The organism is Paenibacillus qinlingensis (genome assembly GCF_013204845.1).
GTDB lineage: Bacteria > Bacillota > Bacilli > Paenibacillales > NBRC-103111 > Paenibacillus_E > Paenibacillus_E qinlingensis.
In genome coordinates this window covers 23,611-39,268 of record NZ_JABMKY010000004.1, presented here as the reverse complement: position 1 = coordinate 39,268, position 15,658 = coordinate 23,611, and the positions used below count along the sequence as shown (strand labels likewise).

Sequence of the window (15,658 nt, the reverse complement as noted above, 5' to 3'; positions counted from 1 at the left end):
TAAGATTCAATAATTACGCAGATTATTTTTTGATCCAGTGCATCATTTCGCGCAATTGTCCACCAACAACCTCGATTGGGTGTTGAGCTTCGTTACGACGCGTTGCGTTCATGAATGCGAAGTTGGATTGGTTTTCCAAGATGAAGTCGCGAGCGAATTTACCTTGTTGGATGTCGGAAAGAACTTCTTTCATCGCTTTTTTCGTTTCAGCTGTGATGATACGAGGACCAGTTACATAGTCACCGTACTCAGCTGTGTTGGAGATGGAACTACGCATGGAAGCAAGTCCACCTTCGTACATCATATCAACGATCAATTTCAATTCGTGCAAACACTCGAAGTAAGCCATTTCTGGTGCATAACCAGCTTCAACCAATGTTTCGAAACCAGCTTTAACTAGCTCAGAAGCACCACCACAAAGAACAGCTTGCTCACCGAACAAATCAGTTTCTGTTTCTTCACGGAAAGAAGTCTCGATAACGCCTGCACGTGTACAGCCGATACCTTTTGCATAAGCAAGACCGATTGCTTTTGCATTGCCAGTCGCATCTTTCTCGATTGCGATCAAGCCAGGTACACCAAAGCCTTCAACGTACGTACGACGTACCATGTGACCAGGGGATTTAGGAGCTACCAAGAATACATCTGTACCTTCAGGAGCAACGATTTGTCCGAAATGGATGTTAAATCCGTGGGAGAACATGATAGCTGCGCCTTGTTTCATGTTCGGTAGAATGGACTCTTTGTATACGCGAGCTTGTGTTTCATCCGGCATCAAAATTTGGATAACATCAGCGCGACGTGCTGCTTCTTCTACAGATACAACTTCAAAACCATCGTTTTTAGCTGCGTTCCATGAACGGCCTTCACGAAGTCCGATAATAACGTTCAACCCGCTGTCACGCAAGTTTTGTGCTTGTGCGTGCCCTTGGGAACCATAACCAACAACCGCAATCGTTTTACCTTTAAGTACCGCTAAGTCTGCATCTTTTTCATAGTAAGTAGTAACTGCCATTCGAATAAATCCTCCTTTGATATAATGAATCCGTTTTGTCTACCCCTTGAGTGGGTGTTTCAACGATTTACCGTGGTACTTCGCTGAAACACCCACTCAAAGAGAGTTTACATCTCTTTGGAACTAGGTGTTTCTCTTTATTTAACCGAACCGCGAATCATCGCAGTAACGCCCGTACGGGAAAGCTCACGAATGCCATAAGGACGAAGCAATTCGACCATAGCATCTATTTTATCTGAATCTCCAACAACTTGCACGATCAATGAAGCAGGACCGATATCGACAACGGCCGCGCGGAACGTTTCAACGATACCAAGAATTTCTGGACGCATAATCGGTTCAGCATTTACTTTAATAAGTGCGAGTTCTCTAGCTACCATAGGATTGGAGCTCAAATCAATAACTTTGATAACGTCAATCAACTTGTACAATTGTTTGGAGATTTGCTCCAACGTATTGTCGTCACCTGTGGTTACGATAACCATCCGGGAAAGTCCGTTTTCCTCGGACTCTCCTACAGTGATGCTCTCAATGTTAAAGCCGCGGCGTCCGAACAAACCAGAAACACGTTGCAGGACACCAGGCTGATTGTTTACGAGTACGGAAACTGTATGTTTAGTTGTCATTCCGAATCCCCCATTAACATGTCACTAATTGTATCGCCCGCTTTAACCATCGGGAACACGTTCTCGCCCTTCGGTACGACGAAATCAATAACGACAGGCCCCGGTGTATCGAGGGCTTCCTGCCATACTCTTCTCGCTTCTTCTTTCGTCGTCGCGCGTAAGCCTTTCACGCCGTAAGCTTCTGCAAGCTTCACGAAATCAGGGCTTCCTGCCAAGTCAATGTGACTATAACGATTATCATAAATGATTTCTTGCCATTGGCGAACCATGCCAAGCACTTGGTTGTTGATAATAACAACCTTAACCGGAATGTTGTTGATCGCACAGATCGCAAGCTCTTGCGCACACATCTGAACGCCGCCGTCTCCATTAATGGAAACAACCAGTTTATCCGGGTTCCCCATTTGAGCACCGATTGCCGAAGGGAATCCGAAGCCCATCGTGCCAAGTCCACCTGATGTTACCAGGGAACGAGGGTTTTTGAATTTATAGAACTGCGCAGCCCACATTTGATGCTGACCAACGTCAGTTGTAATGATAGCTTCACCTTTGGTTGTTTCGCTGATCATTTCAATAACGTATTGCGGTTTAAGTTCAGTTTCGGTTTCGCCGTATTTCAACGGGAACTTCTCTTTGCTTTCTTGCAGTTCAGCGATCCATGCTGCGTTATTCGCAGGCTTCGCTTTCGTATTCGCATACTCCAGAACGGCTTTCACATCACCAACGCATGGGATATCCGTCTTCACGTTTTTGCCGATTTCAGCTGGATCTACGTCGATATGAGCGATTACTTTTACCTTTGGAGCAAAACCATTCAAATTCATCGTCACCCGATCATCGAATCGGGAACCGATAGAAATCAATAGATCTGCATTCTGGATCGCTGTATTCGCTGTAAACGTTCCGTGCATCCCCGGCATACCGAGCCATAGCTCGTGTGCACTTGGGAAGCCGCTTAAGCCAAGCAAAGTCGTGGCTACTGGGATCTGTGTTTTATTAACAAATTCGATCAATTCATTGGAAGCATCCGCATAAACAACGCCGCCCCCTGCAATGATTACTGGACGTTCAGCCTCTTCGATGGCTTTGATCAGCTTATCAACTTGCAGCTTATTCGGTTGTACCGTAGGGTTGTAACCACGAATGCTTACATCCTTTGCAGGTTTAAATATCGTTTTATGAGCGGAGACATCCTTTGGTATGTCAATGAGAACCGGGCCCTTACGTCCTGAGTTCGCAATATGGAATGCTTCGTGAATGATACGCGGTAGGTCATTTACGTCTCTTACTAAGTAGCTGTGCTTCGTAATCGGCATTGTAATACCTGTAATGTCAGCCTCTTGGAAAGCATCCGTACCGATGAAATTCGTCGCAACGTTACCTGTAATAACAACTAGAGGAACAGAATCCATATATGCTGTAGCAATACCTGTGACTAGATTCGTAGCCCCCGGTCCGGAAGTTGCGATACATACGCCAACTTTGCCAGTTGAACGAGCGTAGCCGTCAGCTGCGTGAATAGCGCCTTGCTCATGTCTAGTCAATAAGTGATTGAAATCATCAAAATCATGCATCGCATCATAGATGTACAATACAGCGCCGCCTGGGTATCCAAAGACGCAGTCCACACCCTCCAGCAATAAGCTTCTTAGCAAAATCTCGGAGCCTGTAATCAGGTCTGGCTGCGTCAGCTTCTCAATTAGTTCTTCTTTAGAGCGTTTTGGTTCAGTTTGAACATTCATTGTGATCCTCCTCTCGAAAAGTCAATTCGTGTTATCGTCTTCCATGCCATGAAAATAAGAAAAACCCCTATCATCCCGGACACGCACAAAACGTGTTCAACGGGACGAAAGGGGTTTAAGCTTCCGTGGTACCACCCAAATTTGCTATATGCCTCACAGCACATAACCTTAGCAGGAATGTTCATGAACGAACATTGCCTTCAGCACGATAACGTGTGCTCTTCCGGTTCTCCCTACTACGTGCGGATGATCCACATGTTTCAGGAAAACAGCTCCGAGGTGACTTCGTACCTAAGGGATTAAGGCGATGGTTTCAGCAAGTCCAACGCTCTCTGCGCATAAGTGCCCTTATTACTTCTTCCTCTTCATAGCGATTCATTCGTATGCTTCACCATATCAAATATGATTAAAGATTATTATATGCATCTGAAAGCCAATAGTCAATAGGTAGATCGAATAAAACAATGGGAAGTGAGAGAAGATAATACCAATTCTATTGGAAAGTTCTGAGGAGGCTTACAATGAAAACGTCTCTGCAAGTCCCTTTCCCTATGACAACATCGCTACAGGACAATGTCAAATGGCTTCAAGATCAATTAGGCAAAAGCTCCGATGTCTACTATCGGCAATTAGAAATCGGCGCATATCCCGAAACGAATAGCGTTGCTTTATTTTACATCGATGGACTTGTCCAAAATGATATTTTAAATGAACATGTTACAAAGCCTCTCCTCACCGCTCATGAGAATGCCTCCTATTGGCAGCAGGATATTTGCTTCCACGATTTGTTGTGCCAGTCGATCACGATCAGTGAACTAAACTTGAGTAAGGAAGGAACCGCTGTCCTCGCAGCCCTTCTAGGTGGAAACACCATTCTTATTGCGGATGGCTACGATGAAGTGATCATCGCTGGTACCTCAGGCTGGGACAAGAGAGCAATTGAAGAACCTCAAACACAAACCGTAGTCCGTGGCCCAAAGGAAAGCTTTACGGAGGATATTCGCACGAACACCTCTTTAATACGGAGAAAAATTAGATCCCCTGATCTTCGTTTTATCTCCTTGCGCATTGGCCGGTATACCCAAACAGAGGTCATTATTTGTTACTTGGAGGGCATTGCCGATGAGCGGGTCGTCACAGAAGCCACATCGCGATTAGAGCGAATTGATACCGACAGTATTCTAGAAAGTGGATTTATTGAGGAATATATCGAGGATGTCACCTACTCCCCGTTTCCTACGATCATGAATTCTGAACGACCTGATGCGATAGCCGCAGGTATCCTCGAAGGCCAGATTGCGATCCTTGTCGACGGCACGCCTTTCGTTTTGCAAGCGCCTGTCACGTTTTTTAGCTTTTTAAAATCGAGTGAGGATTACTATCAGCGTTTTGACATTGCAACGTTCATACGAGCAATTCGCTATATTTCCTTTTTCATCTCGATGCTGCTTCCGTCCTTCTATATCGCGATCACGACGTTTCATCAAGAAATGCTGCCGACGACCTTGCTCATCTCTTTGGCCGCGCAACGTGAAGGCGTCCCCTTCCCAGCCTTGCTTGAAGCGCTTCTCATGGAAGTCACCTTCGAGGTACTCCGCGAGGCTGGTGTACGCATGCCACGCGTCATAGGATCCGCCATTTCGATCGTTGGAGCGCTTGTCCTTGGGCAGGCGTCGGTTCAAGCTGGATTAGTTTCTGCCGCCATGGTCATTATCGTTTCCTTTACGGCTATTTCCAACTTCGTGACACCCGCACTGAATATGGCTGTTGCCGCCAGATTAATTCGCTTCGGGCTGATGCTGCTGGCGGGCACCTTTGGCTTATTCGGCATCTTGACCGGGTGTATGGCCATCTTAATTCATCTGGCTTCGCTGCGTTCCTTCGGTGTTCCGTATTTAACGCCCGTCGCACCACTCGCAGTTAGTTCATTCAAGGATACTTTGTTCCGGGTTCCGCGTTGGTTAGTAGGCTTGCGTCCGTTTACGCGCTCGAACACAACCAGAAATAAACCTTACGATAAGCCATCTCCGCCTAGAAGAGATCGCTTCTAAGACATGCTTTCGGAGGATATCGACGTGAATCAGAAATTCAACCGTTACGCACAATGTCTGATGATCCTCAGTTTATGCTGTTTGCTGCTAACAGGCTGTTGGGATCGGAAAGAACTGAACCAACTTGCGATTACCTCTGCGACAGCCATCGATTGGGACGGGAAAGTGTGGACTGTGTCTTATCAGGTTGTTATCCCCCAATCCATCGCCAATCCGAATACAGGTGGAAGCCCTGGGGCGCAAGCGCCCGTCATGGTTTTCTCTACAAGCGGAGGTTCGATCAGAGGAGCTGTCCAGCAATCGAGCTTAGAGATGCCAAGATCTCTTTTTTTTGCCCACAATCGTGTGATTGTAATCGGAGAAAACGCCGCTAAAGAAGGCATATCCCAGCTCTTAGATGTCTATCTGCGCAATTCAGATTCCCGGGAGACTGTTGGTTTATTGATTACGAGCGGTGAAGGACGCAAAATTCTAGAGCAAATTGTTCCTTTAGAGAAAGTGCCAGGTGCTGCCATTAAAAACATGATCCAGAACGAGGATAAGAATGGATCGAATTTCAAGCAAGTTCCCATTTATCAACTGATGACGGGGATCGCTAGTGATGCACCCTACACGTTAGTGCCCGAAATTGTCATCTCAGGCGAAGGCGAAAACAATACCATTACCAACCTCAAAAAAACTTCCTTTAGCAATAAGCTTAGACTGGGCAGAAGTGCTGTCTTCAAAAAAGATAAACTAGCCGGATGGTTTACCCCCCATGAAGAATATGGGATCAGCTGGATTCGGAATACAATCAAACGAACAACTTTGTATTTTGGCTGTACACCAGGCAGTTTAGACGTCAAAGCAGCCCTGAGGGTCGATCATAACACAAGCAAAATGAAGCCTATTCTAACTAGCGATGGGCACTTGATTATGCATATCGACGTAGAAACTGTTGGTACCATCAACGAAAATGCCTGTCAGAATGACCTCACACAACCGAAGGATTTGCAGGCTTTCGAGCAAGTCGCAAGCGCAGAAATCACACGCCTTATGACCGAATCCTTTCAGGCAGCTGTGAAGAAAAATCTAGACGTATTTCATTTCGCAGACGCGGTTCATAAGCATAATCCCAAGTACTGGAAACAGGTGAAACCTGATTGGGATGAGCACTTTGCAAACCTTCAATTCGAATCTCACGTCAAGGTGAAAATCGCAAGAATCGGCATGAGCGGCAAATCCTTCACGGAAATGACCAAAGATTCAGCGGAGTAATCCGTTATAGGAGGAGGGTCCGAGGGACACATGGAAGATCGCATTACGAACTTTCAACTCGTTGTTATGATCATTCTATTCGAAATCGGGAGCACCCCGCTATTTGCGCTAGGAGGGAGTGCGAAACAGGACTCTTGGCTTGCCATGTTGGCTGCAGCAGCAGCCGGATTCTTCTTATTGCTCATGTTTGTATCCATTCAACGACGAGCTCCTGAACAGGATATTATCGGACTCCTTCGGATCTGTTTCGGCAAAGTCACCGGAAGCGTCCTTGGGGTTTTCTTTGCGATCTATTTTGCTTATGAGTCCATGAGAAACGTCCGTGACTTCGGAGAAATCTCGAATTTAACGTTACTGAACACGACGCCTAAATACATCACCATGTTCATCATTCTCTTGTTAGCCTCGTACGCTATCATGATGGGGGTAGATACCCTATTTCGGGTGACAGAAGCGCTGCTTCCTATCATCGCTATCAGTTACGGCCTGCTTATTTTCCTCATTAGCATCGCTCATTTAATTCATTTCGATAATTTGCTGCCCATCCTAGAAAATGGCTTTAAACCCGTTCTTCTTGCAGCCTTTCCAGACATGGTCTCTTTCCCTTTCGGGCAAACCATTATTTTCTTTATGATTTGGCATATGCTGCCCGAACAGAAGAAGGTAAAAAAGCTAAGTCTTACGGCTTACACCATCGTCTCCCTCTTCTTAATTGTGATGAATAGCATCAACATTGCCGTACTTGGCACTACACTAGCTACCAACAGCACCTTACCCTTCCTGCAAACTGTCCAGCTCATTGAGGTTGGCGATATATTTGAACGCCTTGATGTTCTCGTCACGCTACTGCTCTTTCTTGGCCTGTTTGTCAAAATGACAACCTTCTTCTGGGGAGCTGTTTATGCCTTCGCCCACATCTTTCCCTCGTTGCGAAAAGCTACTTGGCTTGTTATCGTCGGCAGCCTTATCTTCATTTCTTCATTCTTTGAACCCAACTATACGGTACACGTTTGGCTAGGGCTTAAGTTTAGTGTGAAACTTTACCCGCTTTTTCAAGTGATCATTCCTCTACTTATGTTTATCGTAATTCGCTTTCGGAAGCTTCCAGCTCCACAGACAACATCAGAAATCTGAGTTCTGCCGAAACTCTCCATAAGATGAAAAAAGAGCCTGCCCCCTGATGGGGACAAGCTCTTAAGTGCATCGCTTACGCGTTTACTTTCGCTTTTGCAGCTGTTGCCAAATCGTTAAACGCTTTGGAATCATTCACAGCTAGGTCAGCCAAGATTTTACGGTTAACTTCGATACCAGCCAATTTAAGGCCGTGCATCAATTTGCTGTAGCTCAAGCCGTTTTGGCGAGCGCCTGCATTGATACGAGTAATCCAAAGTCTACGGAAGTTACGTTTTGTTTGACGACGGTCACGGTATGCATATACCAATGACTTCATTACTTGCTCTTTAGCTGTTTTAAATAAACGGTGTTTGGAACCGAAATAACCTTTTGCTAATTTCAAAATTTTCTTACGACGGTGAGCGCGAATAAATCCGCCCTTGACTCTTGCCATTGTGAACTACCTCCTGGGATATATAAATGATGTTCGAATATTATGCTACGTTACAATTAACCTTTGATAAGGGACAGTTGTTGTTGCAAACGACGTACATCGCCAGGAGCCATTGTTGGGTTCGTGGACAATACGCGTTTTTGCTTAGATGATTTACCAGAAAGCAAGTGGTTCTTACCTTGTTTGTATCTCATCACTTTGCCTGTGCCAGTGATTTTGAAACGGCCTTTCAGGCTGCTGTGTGTTTTCATTTTCGGCATGTTGTTGTTCCTCCTAATTTAGTATACTCGCCTAAGTTGTCGCTTTTGGCGTTAAGATCATGATCATGCTTCTTCCCTCAAGCTTTGGAGCACGCTCCTGTGAGGAGATTTCAGCAGTTTCTGTAGCAAGGCGCTCAAGCACTTTGCGACCAATCTCCGAGTGCGCAATTTCACGACCACGGAAACGAACGCTAGCTTTGACTTTATCGCCTTCACCAAGAAACTTAACTGCATTACGAAGCTTCGTTTGGAAGTCATGTTCATCGATCGTCGCACTCAGGCGAATTTCTTTGATATCCACAATCTTCTGATTCTTACGTGCTTCTTTTTCTTTCTTCTGCGTTTCATAACGGAACTTGCCGTAATCCATAATGCGGCAGACAGGCGGCTTCGCCGTCGGTGCAACGTTTACTAAATCAAGGTTCGCGTCAAGTGCAATTTGAAGAGCTTCGCGAATTGGCGTTATGCCAAGTTGTTCTCCATCCGCCCCAATAAGGCGTACTTCCTTCACACGAATCTCGTCATTAATCATATGGTCTTTGCTAATCGTGTTCCACCTCCATAAAGTATGTAACTCTCTTCCAAATATAAAAAAGATGCGGGCACAGTGGGCCCACATCTTCATCAATAACAGGTTTAAGACAAACCTATTGAATATACATGATGATTCATTCAAACCAGCCAACGTTTGTTAGTCAGGTGAGAAGCGGGCGCTTCTGCTTTACTTGAAACATATTATCATCTCATTCTAGAAAAGTCAACTCACTTGTTTACTTTTCATTTCGTCCAACCGAATAACACGCGTATGCTCTGTGTGACTCCATTGTTTGTTGTTTTGCGTGAAGAACGCATAGAACGTAATTGGCCACCATGACAGCATGAAAATCGGGTAAAGCAGCAAGTACTTATAAGTCTTCTTGTTTGCCTTTTCAACTAACATCGCCATCGGAAGAAGCACATAGATCGCCAAGCTGATTGAATTGATAAGCACAGGGTTGACATGAACCAGTGCTGAATCAGCTGTGCCGTGAGAAGTCATGGATTGAATCCACAGCATAACCGTTAGAATGGCACCGAAGAAGAAATTGTATACATTCGCCGAATAGATGGCCGCGTCAATTTTCACCCAGCTACCTGTCTTAATACCTTGCCATAGTAATGGGAAGAAGAAACGCTTCGCCACTTCAAAGTGACCTTGCATCCAACGCAGACGCTGCTTAGCAGAAGCACTGAACGTTAACGGTTTTTCATCATAGACACGCGTATCGTAGTTATACGTAGGTTTAATCCCCATTTGCACACACATCATGGAGAACTCAAGATCCTCAACCAAGCTTGTTGCCCGCCAGCCTACTTGCTTTAACAAAGCGGAGTCGAAGCACATGCCCGTCCCACCAAGGTAATTGGCAAGCCCTAAATTGGAACGCGGCGTTTGGACAAAACGGTTCGCATAGAAGAACGAGATCGCAAACGAACCTGTGATCCATGAATCATTCGGATTTTTCGTATCTAGATAAGCTTGGATCACGCGGGAACCTGAACACAGATCATTATTCATGTGAATCAAATAATCTGGGCTAACCAGGTTATCCGCATCAAACATCACGATACCATCGTACTGACGCTCGCGCTTCCATAACTCTTTGAGCATCCATTCGATCGCATACCCTTTTCCTCTAAGGTTCGGGTTGTGGCGTTCCATCGCATACACCCCGTGGTGACGGGCAATGTCAGCCGTATTATCTGTACAGTTGTCACAAATTACGAAGATATCATAGAGCTCTTTCGGATAATCTAACGTCTTTAGATTCTCGATCAAAGCCCCAACAACTTGTTCCTCATTATGAGCAGCAACCAATACAGCAAACGATTTCTGTGGAGCAAACATCTTTTTGTTTTTGGGACGATACCAACCAAAAAACGTTAAAAACAACTGATACGCACCGATCAAAGCCAAAAAGACCTGAACGGAAAGCATAATCTTGTCTAGCATGAAGCAAAGTCCCCCTTTTTGTGTGCACGTCAGCTATCTTTTTGTATGCCTAGTGCTTTTATGTACAGGTCATTCATGTTAACAGACTAACGGTGAAACAATCGTTTCTGATTTTCCTCTCTTTCCCCCTGTTTGTCAAAGTCTGCAAACTTCGAAAAAGCGTCAGTTCTTTGATATTTGGGAGGTTCGCACACACCGAATAGAGCATGCGCTTGAAATCGGGTCGAAAATGTCTTGTTTTCATCGTTTTTCATATATTGTGTACCAAAAGTTCACCATTTAGACGAACACTACCTTTTCTATGTGGTGACGTCCTTATTATAAAGGACCCAGCTATTCGCTGACAACTTTTGCTTAAATCCCCTGTTAATGGATAGCTTTAACCACCATAACAACATTCGCATAACAAAGTCCGTAAAAGTCCGTCGTTCACAATTAGGACATATCATCAACCATAGCTGCGGCAGGTTACCCGCTCCAAAATTCGGAAACACTAGCAAGACATACGATGAACCAGCCTGAGTCAGATCGCAGATAATTGCCATCCTACCATACAAATGTTAACGCCAGATTAGTGCAACATTAAAAGGAATTTATGAATATTTATCATCCAGTTAATCCTCCACTAATAAACCTTCCGTACAATAAAGATAAAGAGCATTTCCAAGTTAGAAGGAGGCGGTTACTCATGAGCAACAGCAAAGTTGTCCATTGGCTTCAAGATCATGAAACACGTCTATTCCACTTCGTCAATCAACGGATCCAACATCATTTCCTTGATCAATTTTTTACGAAGATCACCCATTTAGGCGGTGCCACAGCATCTATTATGGTCTCATTATGTTTGGCCTGTTTTGGGCAAGGCTCGCTGCGTGTAGCTGGACTTCAAGCACTGCTGGCTTTAACCATCAGCCATATTCCTGTTGCCATTATGAAAAAGAGATACCCTAGACTTCGTCCTTATCTTGTTCATCCTCAAACGATTACACATAAAAACCCTCTGACGGATCACTCCTTCCCCTCTGGACATACTACGGCTATTTTCTCGGTTATCGTTCCTTGCGTGTATGCTTTACCCATGCTAGGACTCCTACTACTCCCTCTTGCCTTTGTTGTCGGTATGTCGCGGATTTACTTGGGACTTCATTATCCATCGGATTGTATCGTTGGTTGCTTGATTGGAACGACGGTATCGGTAGTGACAATCGCATTCTGGGGGTAAATCATGGAACATGTATTGCGAAAAAGAAGAGTGCTCATCCTATCGGAGGGCTTCGGCGCTGGCCATACGCAAGCTGCATTTGCACTGGCCAGCAGCTTAGAACAGCGCTGCTCTACAATTGAAACCCGTGTTGTGGAGCTCGGTTCCTTCCTTCACCCCACGTTAGCCCCCTGGATTCTCGGCGCTTACAAGAAAACCATTGCTGTTCAGCCTAAATTGTATGGCCGCTTGTACCGTGCTCAATATCAGAAATCGCTGAATCCGTTGACGCAGCTGGCCCTTCATCGCATTTTCTATGCACAAACGGCAGCTATGATCAGCCATTGGGCACCACAAGCCATCGTATGTACGCATCCTTTTCCCAGCGTCGTTGTTTCTCGACTGAAAAGGGCAGGTCTGCATATTCCCCTATGCACCGTCATCACTGACTACGATGTTCATGGGACATGGGTCAGCCATGAGGTGAATAAATACATGGTGTCTTCCGAGGATGTGAAACATAAACTCATCGTACATGGCATCGCGGCCGCGCATGTCGAAATCACGGGAATCCCCGTACATCCGAGCTTCAGAGAAGTCCATGATCGGACCTTGATTCGACAGCAATTCAATCTCTCTTCGCGGCCTACTGTATTGGTTATGGGGGGAGGTTGGGGGCTCATCGGCGGCGATTCATTGAGCGAGCATTTACTGACGTGGAGAGACCGCATTCAGTTTATTTTCTGTTTAGGGCATAACCACAAGGCGATTTCGAAGCTGGCGGCAGATCCGCGATATCAGCATCCCCATATTCACCTGCTCGGATTTACACAAGAGATTGGGAAGTTGATGGAAGTCTCCGACCTGCTCGTTACGAAGCCTGGGGGAATGACGTGTTCAGAAGGACTGGCCAAATCGATTCCCATGTTATTCTATGATCCCATTCCAGGCCAAGAGGAAGAAAACGTGCATTATTTTACTAGACATGGTTTCGGAGAGTCGATCCAGTCCGCGGACACGATCTCTCATTGGTTGTCCATGCTGGCTAGCCGCTATGCAGATGTGCAGGCCAAGCGTGCTTCTAATCAGCATAAGAAAACTCACCTACCTGCGGGTGATGGTTCAGAAGTCATTCTCCAACTGTTAGGATAAAAAAAACAGACTATCCTTGCTGCTCATTTGGCAACATGGATTAGTCTGTTTTTGTTAGAAGCTTATTCGGCTGATTCTTTTGATTCAGCGGCTAATGCGGTTGCAGCAGCTTGCTTCAACTGCTCTTGATGTGTGGACAGCGCTTCTTGTCCAATTACAACTTCAAGACGGTGAATATTCATCCCTTGTCCTGCGAATTTTGTTTCGTATTCTGTCATCACATGATCTGGATGAATGCCGTCCACGTGAAGGTTCAGCGAAATATTACGCATTCTTAGACCCATATCTGCAAAGGAATTCAATGAAAATTCGAATAAAGATTGCGAATCGGTTTTTAAATGGATTTCACCCTTGGCGTTCAGAATTTGTTGATATTTGGCAACAAAACCTGGATGCGTTAGACGTCTACGCGCATGTTTCTTCTTCGGCCATGGATCACTAAAATTCAAATACACGCGCTCTAGCTCACCTTCAGCAAACGCCTCTTCAATATGCTCGATATTGAACAACATCAACCTTAAGTTCGAAATACTAAGCACCGCATCTTCTTCATTCTCCACGGTAATTTCGTGTGCAACCTTAGCTTTCTCACTTGCCTTACGAATCAATTCATCATACATATCCACACCGATAAAGTTGATGTTCGGATATTTCTTGCTCATTTCACTAATAAAGCGCCCTTTGCCCATCCCTAACTCGGCATGAATCGGGTTATTGTTTCCGAACAACTCGGACCATTTGCCCTTATAATCCTTGGCATTTAATACAACGAGTTCTTTTTGACGTTCTATATCTTCTCTAATACCTTTTCTGCCCCGTAAACGCATTATTCATTTGCCTCCTACACGTACATGCTTTCGAATACAAATCATAGACGATTCTATAAAAAAAATCAAAACTTTCCTCTAGTAGATGAATGGAAGAATGAAAGAAAACACCCTCCATAATGGAAGGTGCTTCGCTCTTAGAAGATATTTATTTGTAGCTTTCGTCTCTTTTACTATTATTGCTTCGTAGTCCCGCTAAGCCCAATAATCCTACTAGACCCAACCAGCCCCAATTACTGCCATTATTATTAGTATCCGTTGTTGCATAAGCGCGATATGAATTACCATTAGTGCTTGGTGAAGTAGTAGATAGGCTTTTCGTACTCATTCTATCCACCATGTTTGCACTGCGATCGACACCTCGTTCAACCGCATTAGCTCCGCGTTCTACGCCTCTCTCAAGCGCGTTAGCCCCTTTTTCAACCGGCGTCGTCCCATAACCGTTCATATGGTCCATTACGCCAGTGCCTCTCCCAGGTGTCCCATAACCAGAATACGTATTGGGAGTGGTTAAATTCCCATTATAAATACCGTTCGTTCCATTTCCACTAAAATTTTGTGAGCTGATGCCTGTCCCAAGCCCCATTCCTGGTGAAGTAGCATCATAGTTGCTTCCCGTATAGCCCGTTGATGTCGTAGTCCCCAATGTCCCAATTGGTGATCCCGATCCCGTTCCGCCCGCATTTCCTGTATCCATATGCGTTGCCTGAACCCCTGCTGCCCCCATACTTAAAGCTGTTGTCAGTGCTACCGCCAAAGTTATCGTACGAAACTTTTTCATGTAGTCCATTTCCCCTCTCAGCTCGTAATTGTGGTGCAAGGTTATCATGCTCGCTTAGGAGAGGTTTTATTGGGGGACTTGTTGGAAAGGCAGGGGTCGCTTTCATGAGTAAATTTCGCTACAATATAGGTTGAAACAAAATAATCGACAACACGGTTTCCAAGGACTTCTCACAGTGTTTATGGAGAAGCAACAGAAAGAAAGGATACATGTCCTATGTCTACAATGATTCAGGAATCACCTCAGCTTTGGGGAGATAAACGTTTCCATACATGGAATTATGAAATGCGCGAGAATCTAGGCGGTAAAGTATTCAAAGTCATGCTGGATGCTGGTTTCACATGTCCTAATCGCGACGGCAAGATTGCAACAGGCGGATGTACCTTCTGCAGTGCACGTGGATCAGGAGATTTCGCTGGAAGTCGCCGCGACGATCTTGTCACACAATTTAATAAGATCCGCGATCTTCAGCATCAAAAATGGCCCGAAGCCAATTACATTGGCTATTTTCAGGCATACACGAACACCTATGCGCCAGTAGAAGAACTGCGAGAGTATTATGAAGAGATTTTAAAACAGCCTGGCGTGGTCGGCTTATCTATCGCTACGCGGCCAGACTGCTTGCCAGATGATGTCATTGAATATCTAGCTGAATTAAATCAGCGTACCTATTTATGGGTGGAAATGGGTCTGCAAACCGTGCATGAATCCACTTCCGTGCTGATCAATCGTGCTCATGATACGCAATGTTATTTGGATGCAGTAGCAAAGTTGCGCAAACATAATATTCGCGTGTGTGCGCACATTATTTATGGCTTACCTGGAGAAACGCACGAGATGATGCTAGATACAGGGAAAGCTGTCGCACAGATGGATGTGCAAGGCATCAAAATTCATTTGCTTCATCTCATGCGCAAAACGCCGATGGTGAAACAGTATGAAGCTGGTTTGTTGCAGTTCTTGGAGAAAGATGAGTACGTCAAGTTGATCGTGGATACTTTGGAGATACTGCCACCTGAGATGATCGTTCACCGACTCACTGGAGATGCCCCGCGGGATCTACTAATCGGACCAATGTGGAGCCTCAAGAAATGGGAAGTGTTGAACGCTTTTGATAAATTGCTGACGGAGCGAAATACATGGCAAGGGAAGTATTGGGCGGGGAAAGAAAGCTAATAAACGCTAT

At 45.2% G+C, this 15,658-nt stretch carries 15 protein-coding genes and 1 other annotated feature; of the genes, 6 read left to right on the top strand and 9 right to left on the bottom strand.

The window, feature by feature from the left end:
- Positions 1–22: 22 nt before the first annotated feature.
- From ilvC to ilvB, 3 genes are all read right to left on the bottom strand, one after another.
- A complete protein-coding gene (ilvC, locus tag HQN88_RS09855; protein ID WP_173110576.1) occupies positions 23–1,015 on the bottom strand; it encodes a ketol-acid reductoisomerase in 993 nt (330 codons plus the stop codon).
- 137 nt (positions 1,016–1,152) lie between these two features.
- A complete protein-coding gene (gene ilvN, locus HQN88_RS09850; protein WP_173110574.1) occupies positions 1,153–1,641 on the bottom strand; it encodes an acetolactate synthase small subunit in 489 nt (162 codons plus the stop codon).
- The gene (gene ilvB, locus HQN88_RS09845; RefSeq protein ID WP_173110571.1) at positions 1,638–3,383 is read right to left on the bottom strand and encodes a biosynthetic-type acetolactate synthase large subunit; all 1,746 of its coding nucleotides are present in this window, start codon (positions 3,381–3,383) and stop codon (positions 1,638–1,640) included. The genes ilvN and ilvB overlap by 4 nt, the downstream gene beginning before the upstream one ends.
- A 521-nt stretch (positions 3,384–3,904) precedes the next feature.
- On the opposite strand from ilvB, the gene HQN88_RS09840 reads away from it, so the two are divergent.
- The 3 genes from HQN88_RS09840 to HQN88_RS09830 are packed head-to-tail and all read left to right on the top strand — an operon-like array spanning position 3,905 to position 7,825.
- A complete protein-coding gene (locus tag HQN88_RS09840) occupies positions 3,905–5,434 on the top strand; it encodes a spore germination protein (RefSeq protein WP_173110569.1) in 1,530 nt (509 codons plus the stop codon).
- Between the two features lie 24 nt (positions 5,435–5,458).
- The gene (locus HQN88_RS09835; RefSeq protein WP_173110567.1) at positions 5,459–6,691 is read left to right on the top strand and encodes a Ger(x)C family spore germination protein; all 1,233 of its coding nucleotides are present in this window, start codon (positions 5,459–5,461) and stop codon (positions 6,689–6,691) included.
- 30 nt (positions 6,692–6,721) lie between these two features.
- Positions 6,722–7,825 carry a GerAB/ArcD/ProY family transporter gene (locus HQN88_RS09830; protein ID WP_173110565.1) on the top strand — a complete coding sequence of 368 codons (1,104 nt, stop codon included), beginning with the start codon at positions 6,722–6,724 and terminating at the stop codon, positions 7,823–7,825.
- 73 nt (positions 7,826–7,898) lie between these two features.
- Here the strand turns inward: HQN88_RS09830 and rplT are convergent, their stop codons facing one another.
- The 4 genes from rplT to HQN88_RS09810 all read right to left on the bottom strand — a co-directional run bounded on the left by rplT (position 7,899) and on the right by HQN88_RS09810 (position 10,511).
- Complete coding sequence (gene rplT, locus HQN88_RS09825) at positions 7,899–8,258, bottom strand: 50S ribosomal protein L20 (RefSeq protein ID WP_028553998.1); 360 nt, start codon at positions 8,256–8,258, stop codon at positions 7,899–7,901.
- A 56-nt stretch (positions 8,259–8,314) separates the two neighbouring features.
- Entirely contained in the window at positions 8,315–8,518 is a 204-nt protein-coding gene (gene rpmI, locus HQN88_RS09820) for a 50S ribosomal protein L35 (protein ID WP_028553997.1), read from the bottom strand.
- Positions 8,519–8,549: 31 nt separating this feature from the next.
- Positions 8,550–9,050, bottom strand: a complete 501-nt coding sequence (gene infC / locus HQN88_RS09815) for a translation initiation factor IF-3 (RefSeq protein WP_056609101.1) — start codon at positions 9,048–9,050, stop codon at positions 8,550–8,552.
- A 52-nt stretch (positions 9,051–9,102) separates the two neighbouring features.
- Positions 9,103–9,246 (bottom strand) — a sequence feature (ribosomal protein L20 leader region).
- A gap of 29 nt (positions 9,247–9,275) precedes the next feature.
- Positions 9,276–10,511, bottom strand: a complete 1,236-nt coding sequence (locus tag HQN88_RS09810; RefSeq protein ID WP_173110563.1) for a glycosyltransferase family 2 protein — start codon at positions 10,509–10,511, stop codon at positions 9,276–9,278.
- 688 nt (positions 10,512–11,199) lie between these two features.
- On the opposite strand from HQN88_RS09810, the gene HQN88_RS09805 reads away from it, so the two are divergent.
- Positions 11,200–11,733: a phosphatase PAP2 family protein gene (locus HQN88_RS09805; protein ID WP_173110561.1), complete on the top strand. Its 534-nt coding sequence runs from the start codon at positions 11,200–11,202 to the stop codon at positions 11,731–11,733.
- Positions 11,734–11,748: 15 nt separating this feature from the next.
- Complete coding sequence (locus HQN88_RS09800; RefSeq protein WP_420794135.1) at positions 11,749–12,864, top strand: MGDG synthase family glycosyltransferase; 1,116 nt, start codon at positions 11,749–11,751, stop codon at positions 12,862–12,864.
- 62 nt (positions 12,865–12,926) lie between these two features.
- On the opposite strand, the gene trmB is transcribed toward HQN88_RS09800, so the two are convergent.
- Together trmB and HQN88_RS09790 are read right to left on the bottom strand one after the other, a co-directional pair.
- Entirely contained in the window at positions 12,927–13,691 is a 765-nt protein-coding gene (gene trmB / locus HQN88_RS09795) for a tRNA (guanosine(46)-N7)-methyltransferase TrmB (RefSeq protein ID WP_173110557.1), read from the bottom strand.
- 148 nt (positions 13,692–13,839) lie between these two features.
- Entirely contained in the window at positions 13,840–14,472 is a 633-nt protein-coding gene (locus tag HQN88_RS09790) for a WGxxGxxG family protein (protein ID WP_173110555.1), read from the bottom strand.
- A 216-nt stretch (positions 14,473–14,688) separates the two neighbouring features.
- Between HQN88_RS09790 and mnmL the strand changes: the two genes are divergently transcribed.
- The gene (mnmL, locus tag HQN88_RS09785) at positions 14,689–15,648 is read left to right on the top strand and encodes a tRNA modification radical SAM protein MnmL/YtqA (RefSeq protein ID WP_173110553.1); all 960 of its coding nucleotides are present in this window, start codon (positions 14,689–14,691) and stop codon (positions 15,646–15,648) included.
- Positions 15,649–15,658: the final 10 nt, after the last annotated feature.